The sequence below is a fragment of the Pseudomonas sp. JC1203 genome, from assembly GCF_056175065.1.
This window is the reverse complement of sequence record NZ_JBWCAM010000003.1, coordinates 271,561-296,186: the sequence shown is the minus strand read 5'-3', so window position 1 is coordinate 296,186 and position 24,626 is coordinate 271,561. Positions and strand designations below refer to the sequence as shown.

17 protein-coding genes and 1 pseudogene are annotated in these 24,626 nt (G+C 68.2%); 4 read left to right on the top strand and 14 right to left on the bottom strand.

Translation table 11 applies throughout. From position 1 onward, the window contains the following. Positions 1-5 precede the first annotated feature (5 nt). Together AC0SZ7_RS06715 and AC0SZ7_RS06710 are read right to left on the bottom strand one after the other, a co-directional pair. Positions 6-932: a 4-hydroxyproline epimerase gene (locus AC0SZ7_RS06715; RefSeq protein ID WP_475503645.1), complete on the bottom strand. Its 927-nt coding sequence runs from the start codon at positions 930-932 to the stop codon at positions 6-8. 18 nt (positions 933-950) lie between these two features. Further along, complete coding sequence (locus AC0SZ7_RS06710; protein ID WP_475503644.1) at positions 951-2,585, bottom strand: APC family permease; 1,635 nt, start codon at positions 2,583-2,585, stop codon at positions 951-953. 269 nt (positions 2,586-2,854) lie between these two features. Between AC0SZ7_RS06710 and AC0SZ7_RS06705 the strand changes: the two genes are divergently transcribed. From AC0SZ7_RS06705 to AC0SZ7_RS06690, 4 genes and pseudogenes are all read left to right on the top strand, one after another. Beyond that, a complete protein-coding gene (locus AC0SZ7_RS06705) occupies positions 2,855-3,646 on the top strand; it encodes a helix-turn-helix domain-containing protein (protein ID WP_475503643.1) in 792 nt (263 codons plus the stop codon). Between the two features lie 51 nt (positions 3,647-3,697). Then, positions 3,698-4,129 carry a GFA family protein gene (locus AC0SZ7_RS06700; RefSeq protein WP_475503642.1) on the top strand — a complete coding sequence of 144 codons (432 nt, stop codon included), beginning with the start codon at positions 3,698-3,700 and terminating at the stop codon, positions 4,127-4,129. Between the two features lie 121 nt (positions 4,130-4,250). Beyond that, positions 4,251-4,628: pseudogene (locus AC0SZ7_RS06695) on the top strand (glyoxalase superfamily protein); the annotation flags it as partial. Between the two features lie 112 nt (positions 4,629-4,740). Further along, positions 4,741-5,952: a DUF2252 domain-containing protein gene (locus AC0SZ7_RS06690; RefSeq protein WP_475503641.1), complete on the top strand. Its 1,212-nt coding sequence runs from the start codon at positions 4,741-4,743 to the stop codon at positions 5,950-5,952. On the opposite strand, the gene AC0SZ7_RS06685 is transcribed toward AC0SZ7_RS06690, so the two are convergent. The 12 genes from AC0SZ7_RS06685 to AC0SZ7_RS06630 all read right to left on the bottom strand — a co-directional run bounded on the left by AC0SZ7_RS06685 (position 5,953) and on the right by AC0SZ7_RS06630 (position 24,619). After that, the gene (locus AC0SZ7_RS06685; protein ID WP_475503640.1) at positions 5,953-9,222 is read right to left on the bottom strand and encodes an acetyl-CoA carboxylase family protein; all 3,270 of its coding nucleotides are present in this window, start codon (positions 9,220-9,222) and stop codon (positions 5,953-5,955) included. It abuts the gene before it with no gap. Then, the gene (locus tag AC0SZ7_RS06680) at positions 9,219-10,910 is read right to left on the bottom strand and encodes an AMP-binding protein (RefSeq protein WP_475503639.1); all 1,692 of its coding nucleotides are present in this window, start codon (positions 10,908-10,910) and stop codon (positions 9,219-9,221) included. Before AC0SZ7_RS06680 ends, AC0SZ7_RS06685 begins: the two co-directional genes overlap by 4 nt. 203 nt (positions 10,911-11,113) lie before the next feature. Continuing rightward, complete coding sequence (locus tag AC0SZ7_RS06675; protein WP_475503638.1) at positions 11,114-12,643, bottom strand: FAD-dependent monooxygenase; 1,530 nt, start codon at positions 12,641-12,643, stop codon at positions 11,114-11,116. Between the two features lie 559 nt (positions 12,644-13,202). Beyond that, positions 13,203-13,460 carry a hypothetical protein gene (locus AC0SZ7_RS06670; RefSeq protein ID WP_475503637.1) on the bottom strand — a complete coding sequence of 86 codons (258 nt, stop codon included), beginning with the start codon at positions 13,458-13,460 and terminating at the stop codon, positions 13,203-13,205. Between the two features lie 224 nt (positions 13,461-13,684). Then, the gene (locus AC0SZ7_RS06665; RefSeq protein WP_475503636.1) at positions 13,685-16,183 is read right to left on the bottom strand and encodes a spermidine synthase; all 2,499 of its coding nucleotides are present in this window, start codon (positions 16,181-16,183) and stop codon (positions 13,685-13,687) included. A 66-nt stretch (positions 16,184-16,249) separates the two neighbouring features. After that, positions 16,250-17,839, bottom strand: a complete 1,590-nt coding sequence (locus AC0SZ7_RS06660; RefSeq protein ID WP_475503635.1) for an arylsulfatase — start codon at positions 17,837-17,839, stop codon at positions 16,250-16,252. A gap of 54 nt (positions 17,840-17,893) precedes the next feature. Next, complete coding sequence (locus tag AC0SZ7_RS06655) at positions 17,894-18,898, bottom strand: HAD family hydrolase (RefSeq protein ID WP_475503634.1); 1,005 nt, start codon at positions 18,896-18,898, stop codon at positions 17,894-17,896. Next, positions 18,895-19,932 (bottom strand): hypothetical protein, encoded by a 1,038-nt coding sequence (locus AC0SZ7_RS06650; protein WP_475503633.1) that lies wholly within the window; start codon positions 19,930-19,932, stop codon positions 18,895-18,897. Before AC0SZ7_RS06650 ends, AC0SZ7_RS06655 begins: the two co-directional genes overlap by 4 nt. Continuing rightward, on the bottom strand, positions 19,929-21,500 hold the full coding sequence (locus AC0SZ7_RS06645) for a VWA domain-containing protein (protein WP_475503632.1): 1,572 nt from the start codon (positions 21,498-21,500) through the stop codon (positions 19,929-19,931). Before AC0SZ7_RS06645 ends, AC0SZ7_RS06650 begins: the two co-directional genes overlap by 4 nt. After that, positions 21,485-22,477 carry a vWA domain-containing protein gene (locus AC0SZ7_RS06640; protein ID WP_475503631.1) on the bottom strand — a complete coding sequence of 331 codons (993 nt, stop codon included), beginning with the start codon at positions 22,475-22,477 and terminating at the stop codon, positions 21,485-21,487. Before AC0SZ7_RS06640 ends, AC0SZ7_RS06645 begins: the two co-directional genes overlap by 16 nt. Further along, positions 22,464-22,922, bottom strand: a complete 459-nt coding sequence (locus AC0SZ7_RS06635) for a DUF4381 domain-containing protein (protein WP_475503630.1) — start codon at positions 22,920-22,922, stop codon at positions 22,464-22,466. The genes AC0SZ7_RS06640 and AC0SZ7_RS06635 overlap by 14 nt, the downstream gene beginning before the upstream one ends. A 758-nt stretch (positions 22,923-23,680) precedes the next feature. Continuing rightward, entirely contained in the window at positions 23,681-24,619 is a 939-nt protein-coding gene (locus tag AC0SZ7_RS06630; RefSeq protein WP_475503629.1) for a DUF58 domain-containing protein, read from the bottom strand. Positions 24,620-24,626 lie beyond the last annotated feature (7 nt).

Genomic DNA, 24,626 nt, shown 5'->3' with positions numbered 1-24,626 from the left:
GGGGCTCAGATGCCCCAGGCAAACGGGTCTTGCTCGTCGATCAGCAGGGTGCTGTCGGCGGTCATGTAGGCGCGGCCGGTGATGAACGGGCGAATGCGCTCGCCCTCCCATTCGAAGCGGCCTTCGAACTGGCTGCCGGTGATGCTCGCCTGCACCCACCGCTCGCCCTCGGCCAGCTTGCCGTCGGCGGCCAGGCACGCCAGCTTGGCGCTGGTGCCGGTGCCGCACGGCGAGCGGTCGTAGGCCTTGCCGGGGCACATCACGAAGTTGCGGCTGTTGGCGTGCGGGTCGGCGGCGAACAGCTCCACGTGGTCGATCAGCGCGCCGCCTTCGCCGTGGATGCCCTGGGCTTCCAGGGCCTTTAGCAGCGCCCAGGTGAACGCGGTGAGGGCCTCGACGTTGGCCAGTTCCAACACCTGGTCATGCTCGGCCACCAGGAAGAACCAGTTGCCGCCCCAGGCGATGTCGCCGTGCACCAGGCCATGGCCGGGCACCTGCACCGGCACGCGCTGGCGGTAGCGGTACGACGGCACGTTGCCGACGGTGACGGCGCCGTCGGCATGCAGCGTGGCGCTGACTTGGCCCACTGGCGTGTCGATGCGGTGCTCGCCCGGGCCAATCAGCCCCAAATGCTGCAGGGAGGCCACCAGGCCGATGGTGCCGTGGCCGCACATGTTCAGGTAGCCGCTGTTGTTGAAGAAGATCACCCCGCAGGTGGCGTCGGCCGACACCGGCGGGCAGTACAGGGCGCCCACCAGCACGTCGTTGCCGCGAGGCTCCAGCAGGCAGGCGCGGCGCCAGTCGTCATGCAGTTCGCGCAGCTCGTCGCGCTGGCCGGCGAGGGTGCTGGCGGTCAGCGCCGGGAAGCCTTTCATCACCAGCCGCGTGGGTTCACCGCCGGTGTGGGAATCGATCACGTGTACCTGTTTCATGGATTCGTCCAGGTTGAATTAACGGGTAGTGGCGTGGGGCAGGTGCGCCGGTTGCAGGCGGCCGGCGTTCTCCACCGCTTCGCTTTCGGCATCGTCCGCGTCCAGGCGCACCAGGTGGGCCGGCACGCCGGTGGCGGCGCCCCAGTAGTAGATGACCAGCGCGCTGGCGGCCACGGCCAGGGTGTCGTAAGGGTGGCCAAGCACGCCCAGGCCGCCGAAGCTGCCCAGCCAGGAGAGCAAAATGGTCACGGCGTAGAAGCCGATCAGCCAGGCCGAGGAACGCACTTGCTGGCCGATGCTCAGGTGGTCGGTGGGCACCAGGCGCTGGCACAGCAGGTACACCACGAACATCAGGATTTGCAGGCCCAGCAGCCAGGAAACGGTGCCCCAGCCCGACCAGTAGACGATCAGCGCGGCGACGATGAACGACACCGGGCCCAGCAGCGCGAAGCCTTTCACCCGGAATGGCCGTGGCATGCCGGGGGCGTTGCGGCGCAGGGCGGCCACCGAGATTGGCGCGATGGCGTAGCTCAGCACCAGGGCGGCGGACACCACGTTGATCAGCGCTTCCCAAGAGGGGAACGGCAGGGTCCAGAACAGCGACAGGCCGAAGGTGAGCCACAGCGCCGGGCGGGGGATGCCGGATTTTTCGTCGATGCGGGTGAACACCTTGAAGAAGGTACCGGTGCGCGCCCAGCCGTAGATCACCCGCGGCGTGGCGTTCATGTAGATGTTGCCGCAGCCACTGGGCGAAATCACCGCGTCGGCCACCACCAGGTACGCCAGCCAGCCCACGCCCAGTGCCAGGGCGATGTCGCGGTAAGGCAACGAGAACGCCTTGCTGATGCCGGCCCAGCCCTGGCTGAGCATCTCGGTTGGAATGCCACCCAGGAACGCTACCTGCAGCAGCACGTAGATGCCGGTGGACAGCAGCACCGAGAGGATCAGCGCGATAGGAATGGTGCGTTGCGGGTTGCGCACTTCGCTGGCCACCGAAATGATCGGCGTCAGGCCCAGGTAGGCGAAAATGATGCCGCCGGCCGACACCGCCATTTCCACGCCGGACAGGCCGAACGGGGCGAAGCCGTGCACGGTGAAGTTGGCCGGCTTGAAGAAGGTGAACAGCACGCCGATCACCAGCAGCGGCACGATGAACTTGAACATGCTGATGAAGTTGTTGGCCTTGGCGAAGGTCTTGACGCTGTAGTAGTTCAGCGCGAAGAACAGGCACAGCAGCGCGAACTGCAACAGCCACCCCAGCAGCGTCGGGTTGCCGGTGCCCGGCTGGCTCAGTGCCGGTAGCCAGGCGGCCGCGTATTGACGGGCGGCGACCACTTCAATGGCCACCAGGCTTGAAAACGCGATCAGCGTGATGAAGCCCATCAGGTAGCCCAGCAACGGGCCGTGGGAGAAAACCGGGTAGCGCACCACGCCACCGGCGCGGGGCAGGGCGGCACCCAGTTCGCAGTAGACGATGCCCAGTAGCAGTACCGCGAAGCCGCCCAGCATCCACGAGAAAATACCCGCGGGGCCGGCGATGGTGGACACGTGGCTGGCCGCGAACAGCCAGCCGGAACCGAAAATGGCACCCAAGCCGATGAAGGTCAGGTCTACCAATGAGAGTTGTTTCTTGAACTTGCCTGTGCCGGACATGGCGTCGCCTTCTTGTGTGTTATTGGTCGGCAGGAGTTGATGTCGCATTGCAGTCGTTATTGTTGGGCGGCGCGTTGGGGGCGCTTCCCGTGGGCTCTACAGTGAACCTTGCGGCACTGCTTTACTTGATGGTTTTCACCAGCGGCCATGACGAAATCGGCACAATTGGTAGAAAGGTTTCAGCTGCTGGACAGCATCCGTACACTGCGGCAAGCTGGCCGGCCGCAGCGCTGCCATGGCGGTACGCGCCGCCGTGAGGAGCCTGGTCCATGACCCTGGATGCACTGACGCTGCTGGGCCAGGGCAACGCCCTGAACCGCCCGCAAACACTGGATGAAATGCTCGCCGGCGTGGCGCCCTTGCTGCCCATGCTGGACGTGATTCCCAACGCGGTGATCTTCATCAAGGACACCCAGGCGCGCTATCGCCTGGCCAACCGCACCCTGTTGCAGCGTTGCGGTTTCAAGCGCCTGCAGCCGCTGTTGGGCAAGACCAGCGCCCAGGTGTTCCCCGCACAATTGGGCCCTGGCTACACCGAGCAGGACCGCCGCGTGCTGGAAGAAGGGTTGGTGCTTGAGGACCAGCTGGAGCTGCACTTGTACGGCAGCCGCGAGCCGGGCTGGTGCCTCACCCACAAGCAGCCCATCTACAACCACGCCGGTGCAATCATCGGCCTCGCCGGCATCTCCGTAGACCTGCAGACGGCCAGCGCCAGCCACCCGGCGTACCAGCGCCTGGCGGCGGTGGACGAGTACATTCGCGGGCACTTCCAGGGGCCCATCAGCATGGCCGAGCTGACCCGTATTGCCGGGATTTCAGTGGCGCAGCTGGAGCGCTACTGCAAGCGCGTCTTCCACCTCACGCCCCGGCAGATGATCCACAAGGTGCGCCTGGAACATGCCCATCGGCTGCTGCACAGCGAGCTTCCGATCACCGAGGTGGCGATGCAGTGCGGCTACACCGACCACAGTGCCTTCAGCCGCCAGTTCAAGACGCTGACCGGGTTTACCCCGCGGCAGTATCGGCAGGCGACCGTTGCCCAGGGTGGCGGTGATTTTTGACGCGGCCTGGCGGCCGCTGCTACAAGGGTTGTTTATTTCAAGGGAATGGTCATGACGTCAGGACAATGCCTGTGCGGCACCGTGCGCTTCAGCCTCGAAGCGGCGCCGCGAACCTTCTACCGCTGCCACTGCACCTTGTGCCGCCGGCAGACGGGCGTGGGGCATAACCTCGCTACCCTGGTGAAGGCCGTCGACTTCCACTGGCACGCTGGCGAGGCCGCCATCACCACCTGGCAGAAGCCCAGCGGCTACCGCAATGACTTCTGCAGCCAATGCGGTTCCACCGTGCCCAACGCCTTGCGTGGCCAGCCGTATATGTGGATTCCGCTGGGGCTGCTGGATAGCCCGCTGGACGCCCTGTGCGTGGGCGATTACTGCACCGACGACGCCATGGCCTGGGACCGGCAACGCTGCGCCACCCACCACGCCGCCGCCCCCCAAACCCTCGACGCCCTCATCCAAGCCCTTACAATATCCCCGTAGCAGCAACTGTCTTTGTGGGAGCTGGCTTGCCAGCGAGTTTTTAGGGCCTCAACAGCTCGCTGGCAAGCCAGCTCCCACAACAACGGCCGCGTCAGGGGGCATGCCCCCCACACATCCGTTCCAGGAGGAAACCATGACCGCACCCACGTTCGACAGCCCCATCCCCATCTTGCGCAGCTTCGATGAAGCTAAGTCCCGCGAGTTCTACCTCGATTTCCTGGGCTTCAGCGTCGAGTTCGAGCACCGTTTCGAAGCCGGCCTGCCGCTGTACCTGGGCATTCGCCGCGGCGCGCTGCAACTGCACCTGTCAGAACACCACGGCGATGCCTGCCCGGGGGCGACGGTGTTTATTCCGATGCACAACATAGAACAGCTGCGCGATGAGTTGGTCGCCAAGCGCTACGGCAATGCGCGGCCCGATATCGTGCAGCAGGACTGGGGGCAGGTGCTGGAAGTGTACGACCCGTTCGGCAACCGTCTGCGGTTCTGCCAGATGTGAGGGTGGTGTGGCGGGACGCGGCCTGGCGGCTGCTGCTACGGGTATCTGGAAATATTTTGAAACATTTATGACGGCCATCAGTCCACTGCACACACCAGCCAAAGACGCCCCCATGAAAACACCCCGACCCTCCGCGCGCCTTGCCCCGCTTACCGAACTTCGCAACCTGAAAATGGCCCGTTCCGCCCACGCGTATGTGCGTGGCAGCACGGTGCAGTTTTACCAGTGGCTGCACAGCCAACCAGGCAAGCGCTTGCCCAGTGGGCCGGCGGTGTGGATTTGTGGTGACTGCCACGCCGGCAACCTGGGGCCCACGGGTGACCTGAAAGGCAAGATCGACATCCATATCCGCGACCTCGACCAGACCGTCATCGGCAACCCGGCCCACGACCTGGTGCGCCTGGCGCTGTCGTTGGCCACCGCCGCACGTGGCTCCGACCTGCCAGGGGTGGCCACCGCGAAGATGCTCGAAGAGATGATGCGCGGCTACCAGTTGGCCTTCGAAACCAACGTCGACGAAGACCCGCCGCGCCCGGCCCAGGTAAAAGCCGGCATGCGCAGCGCCGTGCAGCGCACCTGGAAACACCTGGCCCAGGAGCGCATCGAAGACACCCGCCCCACCATCCCCCAGGGCAAGCACTTCTGGCCGCTGGCGAAAGAAGAGCGCACGGCCTTGAAGAAGCTTTGCGCCAGCGACGAGATTCATGCGCTGGTGACCTCGCTCAAGGGCCGCTCCAGGGATGATCGCGTCGAGCTGCTGGATTCGGCCTACTGGGTCAAGGGCTGCAGCTCACTGGGCCTGAACCGCTACGCGGCGCTGTTGGGCGTGGGCGATGACGACGACCCCGACTACTGCCTGATCGACATCAAGCAGGCGGTGGGCGCCGCCGCACCGCGCGCTGCCCGCGCGTCCATGCCGCGTGACAACGGCCAACGCGTGGTGGAGGGCGCCCGGCACTTGTCGCCAGGGCTGGGCAACCGCATGCTCACCACGCGCATGCTCGACAACGGCTTTTTCATCCGCGAACTGCTGCCCCAGGACATGAAGCTGGAACTGGACCAGCTCACCCAAGTGGAGGCCATGCGCGTGGCTGCCTACCTGGCGCGGGTGGTGGGCCTGGCCCACGCCCGGCAGATGGACCTGGCCACCCGCGCCAGCTGGATCAAGGACCTGCAGCTGAACCGCTCGCGCACCCTGGACGCACCGTCCTGGCTGTGGGAGAGCGTGGTGCAACTGGTGGCCAGCCACGAAATGGGCTACCTGGAGCACTGCCGCCGTTACGCGCTGGAAGAGGCCAAGCGGGCGAAATCCGGCAAAAAGTGATTACCAGGTATCGACAAACCCCGGGCTCGCCCCGTGCTTGCGCGGCGGCACCGCATTGAGCCCGCGAATCAGCCAGGCGCGGGTGTCCTGTGGGTCGATTACCGCATCGATTTCGAGAAAACTGGCCATGTTGATCGCCTTGCCATTCTGGTAGGCCTTGGCCACCAGCTTGTCGTACAGCGCCTGGCGCTGCGCGGGCGTTTGCTGCGCCGCCAGCTCCTTGGCAAAGCCCAGCTGCACCGCGCCTTCCAGGCCCATGGCGCCGAACTCGGCGCTGGGCCAGGCGATGGTGAACACCGGGCTGTGGAAACTGCCGGCGGCCATGGCCTGGGCGCCCAGGCCGTAGCCCTTGCGCAGCACCACGGTAAAGAACGGCACGCTGAGGCTGGCAGCGGTGACGAACAGGCGTGACACGTGGCGCACGGTGGCCTGCTGTTCCGCTGCCGGGCCGACCATGAACCCCGGGGTGTCGCACAACGACAGCAGCGGCAGGCCGAAGCGGTCGCACAGCTGCATGAAGCGCGCGGCCTTGTCGCCGGCCGCCGCGTCGATGGCGCCACCCAGGTGCAACGGGTTGTTGGCCAGCAGGCCGAAGGGCCGGCCTTCGATGCGCACCAGGGCGGTGATCAGCCCGGGGGCGAAGTCGCGGCGCAGTTCCAGGCAGGAACCCGTGTCCACCAGGGTGGCGATCAACGTGCGAATGTCGTAGCCGCGCAGGCGGTTTTCCGGGATGGCGTGGCGCAGCAGGCGCTGGTCGGCGCACTGCCAGTCGCCCAACGGGCCCTGGAAATAGGCCAGGTAACGCTTGGCCATCGCCACTGCCTGCGCCTGGTCTTCGACCAGTACGTCGATCACGCCGTTGGCGCTTTGCACCACGCTGGGGCCGACTTCTTCAGCGCTGAAGCGGCCCAGGCCACCTCCCTCGATCATCGCCGGGCCGGCCATGCCGATGCTGGCGTCGCGGGTGGCGATGATCACGTGGCAGCAGCCCAGCAGCGCGGCATTGCCGGCAAAGCAACGGCCCGACACCACGCCCACCAGCGGCACCTGTGCCGACAGCCCGGCCATGGCCACGAAGGTATGGCAGTCGAGGCCCGCCACGCCGACGAAATCGCTGTCGCCGGGGCGGCCGCCGCCGCCTTCGGCAAACAGCACCACCGGCAGCTGCCACTCCCGCGCCAGGCCCAGCAGGCGGTCGGTCTTCTTGTGGTTCATCATGCCCTGGGTGCCGGCGAACACGCTGTAGTCGTAGGCCAGCACCAGGCAGCGGGCGGCCTGCGCGCCGAACAGCGTGGCGTTGACCGTGCCGGTGCCAGCCACCAGGCCGTCTGCCGGGCTTTGTGCAATCAGCTCCTCCAGGCTGCGCCGGCGGCGCTGGGCGGCCAGGGCAAGGTTGCCGTATTCACTGAAGCTGCCCGGGTCGAGCAGGTCGGCGAGGTTTTCGCGGGCAGTGCGCAGGCCCTTGGCGTGGCGCTTGGCGACGGCCTTGGGGCGGCGCTCATCGAGGGTCAGCGCGTGTCGGTCGAGGGCTTCGGCGAGGTCGGCGCGCAGCTGGTCGAGGTCCACGGCCTGTTCGCTGTGTGAGTCGTAGGCGCCCAGTTCGGCGGGTTGCAGGACCACCAGCGCCTGGCCTTCGCTGACGCTGTCGCCCGGCGTTCCCAGCAGCTGCTCGACGATGGCATCGCACTGGGCCTTGAGCACGAACTGCATTTTCATGGCTTCCAGCACCGCCAGGTCCTGGCCCTGGCGTACCGGGTCGCCGATAGCGACTTCGTGGCTGACCAGCACGCCCGCGCTGGGCGCCGTTGCCGCCACGCAGCTTGGGGGCAGCGCCGCTTGCGGGTGTTGCGCGGCGCTGCCCAGCGCCACGGCGGTGGCGGCGAACAGGCTGGGGTGCGGCGCCTGCGGTGCCGCCAGCAGGGCCGGCAGTTGGGCGCCGATGAACGCGGTGGTCAGCGCTTGCCGAGCCAGTTCCGGGCGCAGCAGCAGGTTCTGCAGAAAGCTAATGTTGCTGGCCACGCCTTCCAGGCGAAACTCGCACAGCGCCCGGTAGATGCGGCGCAGTACCGTGGGCAGGTCATCGGCGCGCACGATCAGCTTGGCCACCAGCGAGTCGAAGCCCGGGTGGCTATGCAGCCCGGCATAGCCGCAGCCGTCTACCCGCAGCCCGGCACCACTGGGCGGCTCATACGCGCTGATCAGCCCGCTGCTGGCGCGCGCGCTGCCGTCAGCCTGCATGCGCTCAAGGTTGACCCGCGCCTGCACGGCCACGCCACGCGGCACGGGCGGCTCGGCCAGGCCCAGCTCGGCCAGGCTGTAGCCCTGGGCCAGGCGCAACTGGGCCTGTACCAGGTCGACGCCGGTGATGGCCTCGGTGATGGTGTGCTCCACTTGCAGGCGCGGGTTGGCCTCCATGAACACGAACTGGCCACGGGCCTCGTCGAGCAGGAACTCGAAGGTGCCGATGCCGCGGTATTCGCAGGCGCGCGCCAGGGTCAGGGCCGCGTCCAGCAGTTGCTGGCGCAGGGCCGGGGCGAGGAAGGGGGCGGGGGCGATCTCCAGCAGTTTCTGGTGCTGGCGCTGCAGGCTGCAATCGCGCTCCCACAGGTGGCTTGCGCGGGTGCCGTCGCCGATTACCTGCACCTCGATATGCCGCGCCTGCTCGATCAAGCGCTCGGCATACAGGGCATCCTGGCCGAAGGCCGCCTGGGCCTCGGCCTGGCACAGCGCGAAGGCTGCGGCCAGCTCGCTGTCGTCGCGCACCGCGCGCATGCCGCGGCCACCGCCGCCGGCCAGGGCCTTGAGCATGACAGGGCCGTGTTGCAGCAAGCGCCGCGCTGCCGCCAGGTCCACGGCGCCGTCGCTGCCGCTGGCAATGGGCACTCCGCACTGCGCCGCCAGGGCGCGGGCGCGGGCCTTGTCGCCCAGCAGCGCCAGGGTCTGCGGCGACGGCCCGACGAAGGTCAGCCCGGCCTCGGCGCAGCCCCGGGCGAAGTCGGCGTTTTCACTGAGGAAACCGTAGCCGGGGTGAATCGCCTCGCAGCCTTCGGCGCGCGCGATGGCCAGCAGTTGCGCCTGGTCGAGGTATGCGGTGGCGCCGCGCCCGTGCAGGGGCACCTGGCGGTCGGCCTTGCGCCGGTGCAGGGCTTCGCTGTCGTCCTCGCTGTACACCGCAACGCTGGTGATGCCCAACTCGGCGGCGGCGCGGGCGATGCGGATGGCGATCTCGCCACGGTTGGCGATCAGCAGGGTGGTGATGGCTTGGGTCACAGTAAGGCTTCCAATTCCTGTTTCTTGACTTTACCGGTAGCGGTCATGGGCAGGTGCGCTACTAACCGCACCTGCGGGACCTTGTAGCGGGCCATGGCGCCCAGGCACCACTGCGCCAGGCTGGCGGCGGTCTCGCTGCTGCCGGGCTTGAGCACGATGAAGGCCACGGGCTCCTGGCCCCGCGCCGCATGGGCGCGCCCCAGCACTGCGCTGGCCTGCACGGCGGGGTGTTGGCCGAGCAGCGCTTCCAGTTCGCTGGGGAACACACTCATGCCGTTGACCTTGAGCATTTCCCGGCGCCGGCCCAGGTAGCGGATAAAGCCCTGCTCGGTGATCTGCCCCAGGTCGCCGGTGTGCAGCCAGCCGTCGCGCAGGGCCTCGGCGCTGGCCTCAGGGCGCTGCCAATAGCCCTTGAACACGGCGGGCGAGCGCAGGCACAGCTCACCGGTGGCACCCAGCGGCAGCAGCGCGCCGCTGTCGAAATCGCACACTTTGAACTGCGTGCCTGGCACCGGCAGGCCGACGAAAGTCGGGGCTTCGCGCAGGTCGTTGTCCTCGGCCTGCAGGCCGTAGGTGAAGGTGTCGCAGGTGTGGGTTTCGGTCATGCCGAAACTGAATTCGAATAATGTGCAGCCGGTCAGCGCGTGCCAGCGCCGGCGGTAGTCCAGGGTCAGTTTCTTGATGAAGGAAATCGCCCCCACCCGCTGCAGCGAGCGCAGGTCGTGCTCGGCCACTTGCGGGTGGTCCAGCACCTCGGCGAGGTTATCCACCAGCATGCCGGTGTGAGTCACCCGGTAATGCGCCACGGCGGCCATGAACGCCAGTGAGTCCCAGCGCGCCAGCAACACCAGGCTGCAGCCGCTGTAGATGGGGAATAGCAGCCCGGCGTTTTCGCCGGCAATCCAGAACTGCGGCAGGAAGTTAAGGCTCACCGCGTGGCGGTCGCAGCCCAGCGCGGTGGGCACGAAACTGGCGCAGGTGTAGAGCATGTCGCGGTGGGTGTGGATGCAGCCCTTGGGCAGGCCGGTGGTGCCGCCGGTGTAGTTGAGCGCGGCAATGTCGTCCAGCTGCACGTGATGCGTCGGCACCTGTGCGTGGCAGGCCGCGAGAGCCGGGTAGAAGTCGAGGGCGTCGGCCACCTGCAGCTTCGGTGCCACCAGCAGGTCGGGCAGCAGTAGCGTTGGTTGTGCCGGGCACAGTTCGCTGAGGCTGGTGGCGATCAGGCTGTGCAGCGCGGTGCGGTCGCGTACCTGCTGTACCAGGTTCATCAGTTGGTCCAGGCCGATCAGCACGGTGGCGCCGCAGTCGTGCAGTTGATGGGCCAGCTCCAAGTGCTGGGACAGCGGGCTGACCGGGGCGTGCACGGCGCCGGCCTTGAGAATGCCGAAGAAGGCGATGTGCGTCTGCGGGCAGTTGGGCAGCAGCACGGCCACCCGGTCGCCCACGCCCACGCCCAATTCGCGCAACAAAGCGGCGCAGCGGTCGCTGAGGTGGTCCAGTTCACCGAAGGTCAGGGTGTGGCCATAGAAGTGCAGCGCAACCTGCTCGGGCTGGGTGCTGGCCCAATGGCGCAGGTAGTCGGTGAGCGGCCGTTCGCCCAGGGGGTATTGCGCAGTGCGTGGCACGTTGGCGGGCCAGGCCTGGGCCCAGCGCTGCTGGAGTTGTGCGAGATAGGCGGCTTCGTCCATGGCGGGGCCTCGGGGTGGGGGCAGTGGCGGTTAGCTTAGTCTCCCCAGCCGTTTCGCTTGGGCGCGATTAACCTTGTGAATGCAGCGCAATTTCCCTGTAGCCGCTGCCGCCAGGCTGCGCTGGCCGGTGTGAACCCACACGTTTTCCAGCGAGGCACAGGGCCAGCGCAGCCTGCGGCAGCGGCTACGCGATGGTGAGGTGGCTAGATCGGTGGCGGGCGGCGCGGGCAGCGGGCCAGGTAGTCGGTGAGGGTGATGGCGGGGTGGTCGCCGGTGGCCAGGGCCACGTAGCCGTCCGGGCGGATGAGGTACAGGGCGTTGGGGGCGAGGCCGGCGTGGTCGAAGGCGCTTTGCCAGGCGAATACGTGCAGGGCCAGGCCTTCGGTTTCGCACACGGCGCGCAATTTTTCGTCGGCTTCGCCGTAGACGTGCACCTGCCAGTCGATGGATTTCAGCGGGGCGAAGTTGTCGCGCCCCTCGAAGGCCACCCAGGGCAGGCGGTCGCCGCCGTGCACGTGGCCGGCGACGCCGTCGCTGAGTGCACTGTGGCGGTAGTTCAAGGTCAGTTGCGACACGGTGCGGAACAGCCATTCGCGCACCGGCCCCAGGGCCAGCGCCCTGGGTATCAGCAAAGGCGCCAGGCGGGTACGCAGCAGGTCGGCGATGGGGCCTTGGGAGGTGGCGAAGGTAAACACCCGATCAGTGGTGGCCACCAGTTGCCGGGCGAAGCCGATGCGCTCCTGCTCGTAGCTGTCCAGCAGGCTCTCGTCGGCGCTGCCCTTGAGTACGCTGGCCAGCTTCCAGGCCAGGTTGATGGCGTCGCCGATACCGGTGTTCATGCCCTGGCCGCCGGCCGGGCTGTGGATGTGCGCCGCGTCGCCGAGCAGGAAGGTGCGGCCCTGGCGGAACTGCTCGGTGACGCGGTGGTGGACGTGGTAGGTGGAGAACCAGTTGAGCTGGTCCACCTGCACTTTCAGGTGGTCGATGGCGCGGCGGCTGATGTCATCGAACTGCAGGCTGTCGGCGCGTGCCGCGCGTTCGTCGCGCACGGTGCCGATCAGCCGTGCGCGGCCAGTGCCGGCCAGCGGGAACACCGCGAGGAAGTCGGCTTCATCGAGGTCCACGTGCAGCTCGCCATTGAACGCCGGGCCCTGGCCCACCACATCGGCGACGTAGAAAATCTGCTGGTAGGTGCCGCCCGGAAAGCCGCTGCCCAGGGCGTTGCGTACCGTGGAGCGGGCACCGTCGCAGCCGGCCAGGTAGCTGGCCACGCATGACTCCAGGTGACCGTCGTGGTGTTGCAGCTGCGCCAGCACCTGCTCGCCCTGGTCGACGAAACCACGCAAGGTCACGCCGCGCTCCACGCTGACGCCTTGCGCCTGCAGGCGCTCGATCAGCAGGCGCTCGTGTTCGTCCTGCGGGAATATTTCCAGGAAGCTATAGGGCGTCAGGCCCTCGCCGATAGTGGAGAACGGCAGGTGCGCGACCGCCGTGCCCTTGACCCACAGGTTGATCGCCGCCACGGTGTGGCCGTGCTTGAGAATGTGCTCGCTGAGGTCCAGCTGCTGGTACAGTTCCAGGGTGCGCGCCTGCACCGCCAGGGCGCGGGAAGTAGTGCCCGGTTCCATGGCCTGGTCGATGATACGCGGCTGGATGCCTTGGGCAGCCAGCCACAGGGCCAGCACCAGGCCGGTGGGGCCGGCACCGACGATGAGCACGTCGCAGCGTTGCATGGCAGTTACCTCGTGGGCGGGGTAATTGCAGTATGGCAGGGGTGAGGCGGGCATGCGTTTTTACCGTTGCGACGCCGATTCTCTGCCGGGCAAACAAGGCGCTCCCCGGAGATGCCACTGGAATGGCACGCTGAAAACAAACAGTGGGACCGGGCCGTGCCCGGGAAGCGCCGCGCGGGCGGCGCGCGGTCTCATGGGCGCAGCGGGAACATCGCCGAGCACGTGGTGGGCGCACCAGCATGCCCGACCTGCACCCAGGCCCCGCAACCTTCAGACAGCCACACCGCGCGGGATTCAAAATCATCCACACCGGTATCGCGGCCATGGCTGCCATGCGCTGGGCGTTGTTCCTGCTGCGCCGATGAGACCGCGCGCCGCCCGCGCGGCGCTTCGCGGCCACAGGCCGCTCCTACGGTCTGTTTCCAGCGTGCCGTTCCAGTGGCATCTCCCGGGGCCGCCTTGTTTGTCCGACGCCAGGCTGATGTGTTGCCTCGGTAGTTTGGGACGAGGCACAAAAAAGCCCGGTTCAATGAACCGGGCTGGTTTGCAACGCAACATCTCAATAACGCTGATAGTCAGAACCAAACTCGCGACGCACTTCCGCGACATAAATCGGCGCCTGCTGGTCTGCATGCTGCTGCGGCAACACATGCTCGCTGCCGTTCTCGGCCATGCGCATGTTGCGGTCACGGGCGTGTTCGGCGCCGTCCTGGGCGACGGTGGCCTGGGGGTGGCTGGTGACGGTCTGCGGGGTAGCAAAGGCGCTGCCGGTGGCCATCAGTGACAGGGCAAGGCTGAAGGTGATTACTGGTTTCATGGTGAGGCTCCAGAGTGGGTGGGGGAGAACATGGAGCCAACTCTACGACTGCCCGCCGCGCGAGAAAAACCACCTGCGAGCATAGTCACTATCGATTTCGATGATTGCGGCCACCGGCGCCTCTAGGGCGCCGGTTAGCGGATGGTAGGCGGGCTGTATAAGCCCATTGTCGGGGTTGCTTGCGGCCGGTTTCGCGCGCAAAGGTAGCGTGCCCTGCCACGCAGTCAGCGCCCCAGGAACCATCGGTAATAGGGATTGGCACCGTCCTCGCGGGCCACCTCCTGCATGTCCCGCAACCAGGCGTCGCGCTCGCCCTGGTAGGCGTGCAGGCTGGCACGGTAGAACAGTTGCAGGCGGCGTTGGTGTTCGGCCACCCGGGCCTCGAAGTCCGCATTGCTGTTGCTCAGTAGCAGTGGCCGTTGCAAGGCCAGCAACGCGGGCAGGGTGCGGGTCAGTTCGTCCGGGCGTACCCAGGGCGCGTACTCGATGTGCGGCCAATCGTCGGTGACGGCGCGGGCGTCTGCGGCGAAGGCCTCAAGGCCGCTGCGGTCGGTGAGCCAGGTGGCCAGCAGGGCTGCCGGTGAGCTGATGCCCACCGCTTGCAGGGCGTCCCGCACGTCGGGCTGGTTGAAGCGTGCGCTGATGCGCGCCACGTCCAGCTTCAGCGGGCTGAGCGAGCCGATCAGCAGGGTTTCGTGCAGTTCGGTGGTCCACAGGCTGGCGTAGGGGAAGGCAGCGAGGAAGCTGCGCACCAGCGCCCGGCTTTCGTCCAGGTTCTGGGTGGGCAGCGGCAGCCACTGGGCCACCAGGCCGTCGCTGTTGAGGCGCTGCGCCGCCAGCTGGTAGAAGTCCTGCGAGTACAGGTTGACCACGCCGGCGGCGGAGGGGGGCGGCGGCTCCAGGGCGATCAGGTCATAGCCCTGGGCGTTGCCCAGCAATTCCCGGCGGCCGTCGTGCAGGCGGATGTCCAGCCGCGGGTCATGGGCGGCGTCGAAGTTGCCAGTGAACAGCGGCGCCGCCTGCAGCACGGCCGGCAGCAGCTCGGCCACTACCCGTTGTTGCAGCCCCGGGTATTGCAGCAGGGCGCCTGCGGTGATGCCGGTGCCCAGGCCGATGACCAGCGCCGAGCGCGGTTCGCCGTTGTGGATGAGCAGCGGTAGCAGGGCCTGCAGGCGCATGTAGCGCAGCGACGGCATGGCGTCGCCGGTGTTGGATACGCCCTGGATGTACAGGCGGTTGAACTGGCGCCCGGGCTGGCCCTGGGTAACCACCGCCACGGTGCCGCCACGGCCTTCCTGGTAAAACGCCAGGCTGCCCTGGCGGGCGCCGGGCAGCAGTTGCGCGAGTTTGTCCGCAGGCGTCACCAGGGTCAGCAGCAGCGATGCCAGGCCCAGCGCCAGCACCGCACGCCGGCGGCCTTTGCGCACGCCCGGGCGGCGGTGCACCGCCACCCCGGCAATCAGCCCGGCCGCCACCGCCAGCACGCCCAGGCTGTGCACCAGGCCCAGCCATGGCACCAGCACCAGGCCGCTGAGCAGCACGCCAACGATGCCGCCCAGGGTATTGAGCCCCAGCACCGCGCCTACGCCCTGGCCAACCTGGCCGGGCACCACGCACAGGCGCAGCGCCAACGGGAAGGCGGCGCCCAGCAGCAGGGTGGGCAGCAGCACCACGCCGACGGCGGCCACTACGAAACGGGCGAGCATGGCCAGGGTCAGGTCGCCACCGGCCGTGCGTACCAGCCCTGCGGCATGGCTTTGCAGAGTCACAAGCCAAGGGCCGAGCACCGCCACGTCGAGCAACGCCAGCAGGCCGGCGCCGGCGATCAGCACGGCAAACAGCCCCCAGGGGTCGCGCACGCGGGCGGCGCGGCGGGCCAGCAGGGCGCTGCCCAGCGCCAGGCCCACCAGGTAGGTGCTCAGCACCACGGCGAAGGCGAAGGTGCGGGTGCTCATGAACGGCACGATGGCCTGGGTCCAGATCACCTCGTAGCCCAGCGCCACGCCGCCCGCCAACGCGTACAGCACCAGCGGCAGGCGCACACCGGCGGCCGCAGCCTTCACCGGCGCGGCGGCTGGCAAGCTGCGCAGCAGGCCCAGGGCGCCCAGCGCCGCCAGCAGGTTGAGGGCGGCGGCCACGGCGGCACTGCCGCGCAGGCCCAGCGCCGGGATCAGCACGAAGGCGCTGGCCAGGGTGCCGACAATGGCCCCGCAGGTGTTGCTGGCGTACAGCCGCGCGCCGTGGCTGGCGGCCTGTTCGGCGGCCGGCGCCAGGGCGCGGATCAGCACCGGCAGGGTGCCGCCCATCAACGTCGCGGGCAGCATCACCAGCGCGAAGGGCAACACCCAGGCCAGCAACCCGACCTTGGCCTGCCACGCCACGAACCAGCCGGCGGCTGGCGGCAGCAGCCACGTGGTGGCGACGCCCAGCAGCGCCACCAGTGCTTCCAGCAGCGCATACAGCAGCACCGGCCGGGACACCCGGTCGGCGTGGCGGCCGAAGGCATGACTGCCCAGGCCCAGCCCGGCGAAAAACGCACTGATGCCGGTGGTGATGGCGTAGACCTCCACGCCCACCACCAGCGATAACTGTTTGACCCACAGCACCTGGTAAATCAATGCGGCGGCGCCCGACAGCAGCAGCGCCAGGCTGGCGCACACCACGCGGTTCAGCGGCACCACGGCCACGGGGGCATGGGCAAGGGACGATGTTTTCAAAGGCATGGCTCTTGTCCGGGGCAAACCCATCGGCGCCGGGCGGGGGGGGCCGCGCGCCCCCCCCGCCGCCGATCACTGCTTGGATTGCGCTTTCATTTTCTCTTCGATCTTGGCGTCCACCTGCTTGCGCACCTGGTCGATGCTGAAGCTGGCCGGGTGTTGGCTAGGGGGGTAGTCAACGAACGTCTGCAGGAACATCGACGCTTTCATGGTGGCGATAGCCGTCAGGTAAACGTTCTTCGCCAGCCAGTCGTTGTACTGGTCGGACACCACGTCCGCGCGCTCATAGGGGTCCATGCGCAGGTTGAAGATCTTCGGCACCCGCAGGCACACGAAGGGGTCTTGCCAGACGTCGAAGCCACCGGGTTTGCGCTGTTCGCAGAACACCGCCTTCCAGTCGCCGAACCGCATGGCCACCAGGTCGCCGTCGTCGTTGAAGTAATAGAACTCGTCGCGCGCGCCCTTGGGTTGCTGGCCTTCCAGGTAGGGCAGCTGGTTGTAGCCGTCCAGGTGCACCTTGAAGCTTTTGCCGCCGGTGCTGGGCGACCAGCCCTTGAGCAGCTTGTTCTTCACGTCGCCATCGCCGGCGGCCGCCAGCAGCGTGGGGAACCAGTCCATGCCCGAGAACATTTCGTTGGACACCGTGGCCGGCTTGATCTTGCCCGGCCAGCGGATCATCGCCGGCACCCGGAACGCACCCTCCCAGTTGGAGTCCTTCTCGCTGCGGAACGGCGTGGTGGCGGCGTCCGGCCAGGAGAACTGGTTGGGGCCGTTGTCGGTGGTGTAGACGACAATGGTGTTGTCGGCGATTTTCAGCTCGTCCAAGGTCTGCAGCAGCTTGCCCACGTCGCCGTCGTGCTCCAGCATGCCGTCGGCGTACTCGTTGCCGGGCATGCCGCTCTGGCCTTTCATGGAGTCGCGCACGTGGGTGAACACGTGCATGCGCGTGGTGTTCATCCACACGAAGAACGGCTTGTCGGCCTGCACCTGTTTCTTGATGAACTCCTGGGCGCCGGCGGTGGTTTCGTCGTCGATGGTTTCCATGCGCTTGACGTTCAGCGCGCCGGTGTCCTCGATCTTGCCGTCGGCATAGGCGTGGATCACCCCGCGCGGGCTGAAGTTCTTCACGTAGGGGTCGTTGGGGTCCTTGGGCCAGTAGGGGCGCTCGGGTTCTTCCTCGGCGTTGAGGTGGTACAGGTTGCCGAAGAACTCGTCGAAACCGTGCTTGGTGGGCAGGTATTCGTCCTTGTCGCCCAGGTGGTTCTTGCCGAACTGGCCAGTGGCGTAGCCCAGCGATTTCAGGGCCTGGGCGATGGTGATGTCGCGGTCCTGCAGGCCCACCGGCGCCCCCGGCGCGCCGACCTTGGACAGGCCGGTGCGCAGCGGCGTCTGCCCGGTAATGAAACTGGAGCGCCCGGCGGTGCAGCTGTTTTCGGCGTAGTAGTCGGTGAACAGCATGCCTTCGTGGGCGATGCGGTCGATGTTTGGCGTGGTGTAGCCCACCACGCCCTGGCCGTAGGCGCTGATGTTGGTCTGGCCGATGTCGTCACCGAAGATCACCAGTATGTTGGGCTTGTCGGCCGCCCCGGCCCCATTGGCCAAGCCGAACATTGACGCCGCCACGAGGGCGAGTTGGGGTAACCATGTGCGCATGCGAGTCATCTGACTTGCCTCCCTGTTGCGATGGTGCCGCTCGATGGCGACGTTGTGTGTGCATCACTGCTGATTCGTCGTGGGGTGCTCGAAGGGGTAGATGCGGTTCCAGTCGGCGGCCATGTCCACCACCGTCCACTGCTGCCGCGTGGCTTCATCCAGGGCCTTGTCGAGGCGCCCAACGCTGGACTGGCGGTCGTAGGCCCATTCGCGCGCAGCGTCGGTGTGGTGCACTAGGCCCATGAAGCGCTTGCCGGGGCCGGCGGCGGTCCACTGCAGCATCTGCAGGTCGCCGTCGGAGTTGCCGAATGCCAGCAGCGGGCGCCGACCGATGGTGCTGGCGATGCTTTCCGGTTTGCCGGGGCCGTCGTCGTTGTGCGCCAGTTTCGGCGTGCGCAGAATCGACGGCGGCGGGCCGGGTTGCCAGGCCGTGACGAAGGTGGTGCCGATCACCTGTTCGGGCGGGATGCCGTAGACCTGCTCGGCGAAGGCGCGCATGAAGGTCACCTCGCCGCCGGAGACGATGTAGGTCTTGAAGTCTTCGCGGCGCAGGTAGTCGAGCAGCTCCAGCATGGGCTGGTAGATCATCTCGGTGTAGGGCTTGCCGGTGCGCGGGTGGCGGGCGCTGGCCAGCCAGGCGCGGGCGTTGGCCATGAAGGTTTCGTCGCTGATGCCCGTGTGGGTGGCGCCGACTATTTTCAGCAGGCCGTCCATGCCGGCGGCGCCCAGGGCCTTGTGGTCGTTTTCCAGCACCGCCTTGAACGGCTGCGTGGTTTTCCATGTAGGGTGTTGCGGCGCCAGGCGCTTGACCTCGTCGAAGGCGAAGAGAATCTGGAAATAGGCTGGCTGCTCACTCCACAGGGTGCCGTCGTTGTCGAACACGGCAATGCGCGCGGCGGGGGCCACGTAGTCGGGTGAGCCCTGGGCGGTGACGGCCTCGACGAACTGTTCGATAGCGGCCTTGGCCGGGCCTTCGCGCCACGACGGCAGTGGGTCGGCGGCCAGCACGGTGAGCGAACAAAGCAGGCCCAGCAGGCCGGCCAGCGGGCGGGTGAGGGTGTGGCTCATGGGCAGTCCTTGTCGAGGCGGGGGTTGAGGGGCCGCAATTGGCGGGGTGCGAGGAAACGGCGCACGGCGTGGTAGCCGCGCAGCAGGCATTGGCGGTAATGCGCCAGGTGGGGCCATGCGCCATAGGCGAATGCTGCCAGCAGCACGCAAGCGCCAAGTACCCCAGGCCAGTACCGCGCCAGGTGCAGGCGTTGGAAGCTGCGGTCAAGGGCGAACACCGGTGTCACGGTGGCTGCAGGTTGCGCGGTGAAGGCCACCGCGGGCAGGCGGGCGACCGCCGCTTGCTGGCTGGCGGCATCCCACCAGTGCAGTTCGATGGCCGGCAGTTGCAGCGCCCCAGCCTGGTCGATGCGGTAGCGGGCGCTGTCGATGCGCTGGCCGCCGCGCAGGTGGCCATGGCCGTCGTCCAGCGGCAGTACCTGCGGCGTGATCAAGTAACGGTTGAGGCCTGGCACCTCGGCCAGTGCCGGCGTTGGCAGCGACAGGCTCAAGGCGCCGTCGGCCTGCAGCACCAGGGTGCGGGTCACGCTGTCGCCCACCCTGGGCGGGGTGTGGCTGTAACGCAGTTGCTGGCTGAAACTCAGCGCCTGGGCCACCAGCAACGGTTGGCCGGGCACGGCGCCGACGGGCAGGTGAATGTCCAGCTGCAGCGGCGGGCTGCGGGCGCTCAGCGGTGCAGCGGACTGGCCGGGTGTGGCCCGCACGGTCAGCGCCGGGATGCTCAGGCGCTGCGCCACCTGCGGGGTGATGCGCCAGGTGTAGCGCATGCCGTACAGGGTTTGGTCGCCCTCTTTCAACGTCAGGTGTTGGGCCTGGTCGTCGGGCGGCAGCACCAGCGCACCGGGCAAGTCCAGGGTCGGCAGCTGCGGCGCGCGGGTGAACCAGGTGTCGGTGAGCACGTCCAGTTGCAGTTCCACGGTTTGGCCCACCACTGCGCTGTCGGCCGGCAGCAGTTGCGCGCGGGCTTCCAGCCGTGGCGCGGCGTCGGCCAGGGGCGCCAGCAGGGTGAGGGCCAGCCAGCACAGGGCCTTCATGGCGCGCTGGCCTGGTCTTGCAGGCTGAACTTCTGTTGCAGGAAGCGCGCCGGCGAGGTGGTCAGGTTCTCCAGCCACTGGGCGTCGGAGGCGGCCTGCTGGGTGCGCACGGCCTGGCCTTTGCCCTGGTCGTGGCGGTTGTCGAACTGCACGGCGTCGGGCTTGACCTCCGGGGCGTTCTGCTGGGCTGAATCGGTGTCTTTTTGCAGCGCCAGGGCCAAGGCCAGGTTGGCCTCGGCCTGGGGGAAGCCGGGGCGCAGTTTAAGCGCCTGCTGGTAGGCGGCGATGGCCGCGCCGAAGCGGTAGCGGCGGGTGTGGATGTTGCCCAGGTAGAACCACGCCTCGGCGGTGTTCAGCCGCGCGAAGCTGGCCAGGGCCAGGTCGTAGTCCACCGCGCGGTAGGCGGCGATGCCTTTCCAGTACGGGTCGCTGAAGTGTCCGGCGGCGGCCGGGTAATGGCCGTGGTCGAAGGCCCAGCGGCCCTGCTGGTCGGGCGTCATGAAGGCGTCGGCGAGGCTGCCGGCATGGGCATTGAGTGGCGCCAGGCCCAGCGCCAGCAGCAGGCCGGCCAGCCAGTTCAGGCTCCAGCCCTTGCGCACGGCCAGGAAGGCCAGCACCAGCAGCGGCCAGCACAGCCAGTAGCCGGCGTCTTTCCAGTACAGCGGTTGGCCGGGGGCGTTTGCAGCCTCGAAGTGCTGGCGCGCGTGGCCTTCGATCCAGGCCAGGTTGCTGTCATCCAGGGCCAGGCTGCCCAATGGTGCGTCCAGGGCCTTGGCCAGCCGTTCAAGGCCCGGCTTGTCGAAGGCGCCCAGTTGCGGCCGGCCGTTGGCATCGGTGCGCGGCTGGCCATCGGCGCCGCGGATGATGCCGCCGTCGGTGCTGCCCACGGCCAGTATCAGCACTTGTAGCGGCGTGCCGCCCAGGGCCTTGGGCAAGGCGTCGAGCTGGCTGCTGTCGGCACCATCGGTGATCAGCACCAGGGTGGCGGGGCTGTGTTCGGCCTCGGTCAGCTGGCGCGCCTGGGCCAGCAGCGTCAGCACGTTCTTGCCGGGGCGGGCGATCAGTTCGGTGCCCAGCGCCTGTATGAAGGTGTTCAGCAGCGCCGGGTCGTCGGTGGGCGGCAGCACCAGGTGGGCGCTGCCGGCATAGGCCAGCAACCCGGTGCGCGCGCCGGGGCGGCGTTGAATCAGGTTGACCATCTGCTGCTTGGCGGCTTCCAGGCGGCTGGGGGCAATGTCGCTGGCGTCCATGGACGGCGATAGGTCGAAGGCCAGCAGCAACACCGCGCGGTTGTCGACGAACCCCGGGCGGTCCTGCTCCCAGGTCGGCCCGGCCATGGCCACGGCGCCCAGCACCAGCAGGGCGGCGGCCAGGTGCACGGGGCGCAGGCGCTGGCGGTCGTGGCCGTTGACCACCAGGTGTGGCAGCAGGTGCACGGCGATGTTGCCGCGCAGCTGGCGTTGCAGGTCGTGCTGGTGGCGCCATACCAGCGGCAGGGCCAGGCCTGGCGCCGTCAGCAATAGCCAGGCCGGACGCAGCAGGTGCAGGGCGCTCAGGTCGAGGTCCATGGCGCACCTCCGCTGAAGCGGCTGCGCAGCAGCGCGGCGGCCTGGTACAGGGCCAACAGCAGCAGGGCGGCACCCAGCGGCCATTGGAACAGCTGGCGCTTGGGCTGGTGGCTGAAGGTGTCGACCTGGTGTGGGGTGATCGCGTCCAGAGTGGCGTAGACCTGGGCCAGGGCATCGCGGTCGGTGGCCTGGAAGAAGCGCCCGCCAGTGGTGCTGCTGATCTGCTGCAGGGCTTGCAGGTCGACCTTGGCTTCGCCCTCGGCGTCGGGGTCGCCGATGCCGATAGTATGGATGACCACGCCTTGGGCCGCAGCCATCTGCGCCGCATGGGCGGGCGGGATGGCGCTGCTGGTGTCGTTGCCATCGGTGAGCAGGATCAGCACTTTTTGCGGCTCATGGGCCTGTTGCAGCAGCTTGAGGGCCAGGCCGATGGCATCGCCGATGGCGGTGTTGGGCCCGGCCATGCCGATGCCGGTCTGTTCCAGCAGCAGCGCCAGGCTGGCGTGGTCCAGGGTCAGTGGCGCCTGGGGGTAGGCGGCGCTGCCAAACACGATCAGGCCCAGGCGGTCGTCCTGGCGCTTTTCGATGAAGCCTTGCACCACCTGTTTGACGGCGCTGAGGCGGTCGTTGGGCGTGCCGTCGGCGCCCTTGAAGTCGCGGGTTTGCATGGACTGCGAGAGGTCGATGGCCAGCATCAGGTCCCGCACGGGCTGGTGATGCACCAGCGGCTTTTCAACTTGCACCGGGCGCGCCACCGCCAGCACCAGCAGCGCCCACACCAGCAGGTTCAGGCCCAGCTGCCAGCGGTTGGCGCGGCTGCCGGGGGCGCCGGGGCGCTGGCCGATGGCGCGGCTCATGGCGGCAAAGAACGGCACGCGCACGGCGCTGCGGGCCTCGTGGTAGGCGGGCAGGTAGCGGTAGCCCAGCCACACGGCGGGCAGCAGCAACAACAGCCAGGGGGCATCAAGCTGCCACATGGTGGGCCACCCAGGTGCGACTGTGGTGAAGCAGTTGTTCAAGGGTTATGACGCTGGGCAGCGGGCCGTAGGCGAGTTGCGCCAGTTGCTGGCTGAAGTCGGCAGGCAGCGGTTGCGGGCTGTGGGCCTGGAGAAAATCCTGCCAGGCCTGGCCGTGCAGGGCGGCCACGGCGGGGTTGCCGGGCATGGACAGCGCCACGCGCTTGAGCAGTGCGGGCAGCTCGCGCAGCGCCTCGCCGGGTGGCAGTTGCGCCAGGCGGCGCAGGGCCTGGCGGCGGTAGCGGTTCTGCTGGTAGCGCCATAGGCGCAGGGCGGCCCAGCTGAGCAGGCCGATAAAGATTAATACGCCCAGCACGGCCCAGCCCCAGGTGTGCGGGGTGTAGGGGATGGGCGGCGGCAATGGGATTTCGGCGAGTTGGTCGGGGCTCGGGGCGGCAAGCGCCACCCCAGGAAACGCCACCACCGCCACAAGCCCCCCACCACCAACCCGTAGCAGCTGCCGCCAGGCGGCGTCCGGGCGCGGCGCGGTGTGTGTGGAGATGCGCGGGGCCTGTGACGCGGCCTTGCGGCCGCTGCTACAGGAGGTGTTTGCGGGGTTGCGTAGCAGCTGCCGCCAGGCGGCGTCCGGGCGCGGCGCGGTGTGTCTGGAAGTGCGCGGGGCCGGTGACGCGGCCTTGCGGCCGCTGCTACGGGGGGTGTTTGCGGGCTTGCGTAGCAGCTGCCGCCAGGCTGCGTCCGGGCGCGGCGCGGTGTGTGTGGAAGTGCGCGGGGCCGGTGACGCGGCCTTGCGGCCGCTGCTACAGGAGGTGTTTGCGGGCTTGCGTAGCAGCTGCCGCCAGGCTGCGTCCGGGCGCGGCGCGGTGTGCCTGGAAGTGCGCGGGGCCGGTGACGCGGCCTTGCGGCCGCTGCTACGGGGGGTGTTTGCGGGGTTGCGTAGCAGCTGCCGCCAGGCTGCGTCCGGCCACGGCGCGGTGTGTGTGGAAGCGCGCGGGGCCGGTGACGCGGCCTTGCGGCCGCTGCTACGGGGGGCGTTTGTGGGGTTGCATAGCAGCTGCCGCCAGGCGGCGTCTGGGCGCGGCGCGGTGTGTGTGGAAGTGCGCGGGGCCTGTGACGCGGCCTTGCGGCCGCTGCTACAGGAGGTGTTTGCGGGGTTGCGTAGCAGCTGCCGCCAGGCGGCGTCCGGGCGCGGCGCGTGTGCTGAGCTCATGGCCGCTGCCGTCCCAGCTCTGCGCGCAGCTGTTCCAGCGCCGGCAAGGCGGTGCTGAACATCAGCAGCGGTACCTGGCTGCGGCGCAGCAGTTGGGCGACGTGTTGCAGGCGGCCGCTGAGGAAGTCGCCCAAGGGCTTGCGGATGTGCTGGCGCTCTACCGCCAGCTCGACCTGCAGTTGCCCTTGGGTGACCAGCAGCCGGCCTTTGCTGGGCAGGTTCAGCGCGAGCGGGTCGTAGACCTGCAGCGCCAGCACGTCGTTGTGGGCGCTGAGCTGGCGCAGCAACGCCAGGGTGCGGGGGCCGGCGCCGGCGAAGTCGCTGATCAGGCAAACAAGGTGGTCATGGCCGGCCAGCGCCACGCAGCGTTGCAGCACGGCGTCCAGCTGTTCGCCGTCGCCATCGGGCTGGCTGGCGGACAAGGCCTGGTTGTGGGCTACCACCCGCGCACACAGGGCCTGCACCCGTGCCCGGCTGCGCAGCGGCACGACGCTGTCGATGCGCTGGTCGTTGAACACCAGGCCGCCGACCCGGTCGCCGCTGGTGAAAGCCACCCAGGCGGCCAACGCCGCCAGCTCCGCCGCCAGCGCCGATTTGAAGCTGCGCTGCGAGCCGAAGAACATCGACATGCGCTGGTCCACCACGATCAGCGCCGGGCGGTCGCGCTCTTCGGTGAAGCTGCGCACCACGGCCTTGCCGGTGCGCAGCGAGGCACGCCAGTCCAGGTGGCGGAGGTCGTCGCCAGGTTGGTAGCGGCGCAGCTCGTCGAAATCCAGCCCGCGGCCGCGCAGGCGCGAGCCGTGGTTGCCGGCCAACAGACTGTTGCGCGGCTGGCGGGCGAGAAAGCTCAGGCCACGGGCCGCCGGCTCAAGGTTCATCAACTGCGAAAGCGACACATAGACCAGGCCGTCGGCGGCCTGCACTGGGGCTTGCATGGCGCGC

Bases quoted from the DNA above. Each gene is read 5' to 3' on its own strand.
- AC0SZ7_RS06715 (WP_475503645.1), bottom strand. From the start codon at position 932: ATGAAACAGGTACACGTGATCGATTCCCACACCGGCGGTGAACCCACG.
- AC0SZ7_RS06710 (WP_475503644.1), bottom strand. From the start codon at position 2,585: ATGTCCGGCACAGGCAAGTTCAAGAAACAACTCTCATTGGTAGACCTG.
- AC0SZ7_RS06705 (WP_475503643.1), top strand. From the start codon at position 2,855: ATGACCCTGGATGCACTGACGCTGCTGGGCCAGGGCAACGCCCTGAAC.
- AC0SZ7_RS06700 (WP_475503642.1), top strand. From the start codon at position 3,698: ATGACGTCAGGACAATGCCTGTGCGGCACCGTGCGCTTCAGCCTCGAA.
- AC0SZ7_RS06690 (WP_475503641.1), top strand. From the start codon at position 4,741: ATGAAAACACCCCGACCCTCCGCGCGCCTTGCCCCGCTTACCGAACTT.
- AC0SZ7_RS06680 (WP_475503639.1), bottom strand. From the start codon at position 10,910: ATGGACGAAGCCGCCTATCTCGCACAACTCCAGCAGCGCTGGGCCCAG.
- AC0SZ7_RS06675 (WP_475503638.1), bottom strand. From the start codon at position 12,643: ATGCAACGCTGCGACGTGCTCATCGTCGGTGCCGGCCCCACCGGCCTG.
- AC0SZ7_RS06670 (WP_475503637.1), bottom strand. From the start codon at position 13,460: ATGAAACCAGTAATCACCTTCAGCCTTGCCCTGTCACTGATGGCCACC.
- AC0SZ7_RS06665 (WP_475503636.1), bottom strand. From the start codon at position 16,183: ATGCCTTTGAAAACATCGTCCCTTGCCCATGCCCCCGTGGCCGTGGTG.
- AC0SZ7_RS06660 (WP_475503635.1), bottom strand. From the start codon at position 17,839: ATGACTCGCATGCGCACATGGTTACCCCAACTCGCCCTCGTGGCGGCG.
- AC0SZ7_RS06655 (WP_475503634.1), bottom strand. From the start codon at position 18,898: ATGAGCCACACCCTCACCCGCCCGCTGGCCGGCCTGCTGGGCCTGCTT.
- AC0SZ7_RS06650 (WP_475503633.1), bottom strand. From the start codon at position 19,932: ATGAAGGCCCTGTGCTGGCTGGCCCTCACCCTGCTGGCGCCCCTGGCC.
- AC0SZ7_RS06645 (WP_475503632.1), bottom strand. From the start codon at position 21,500: ATGGACCTCGACCTGAGCGCCCTGCACCTGCTGCGTCCGGCCTGGCTA.
- AC0SZ7_RS06640 (WP_475503631.1), bottom strand. From the start codon at position 22,477: ATGTGGCAGCTTGATGCCCCCTGGCTGTTGTTGCTGCTGCCCGCCGTG.
- AC0SZ7_RS06630 (WP_475503629.1), bottom strand. From the start codon at position 24,619: ATGCAAGCCCCAGTGCAGGCCGCCGACGGCCTGGTCTATGTGTCGCTT.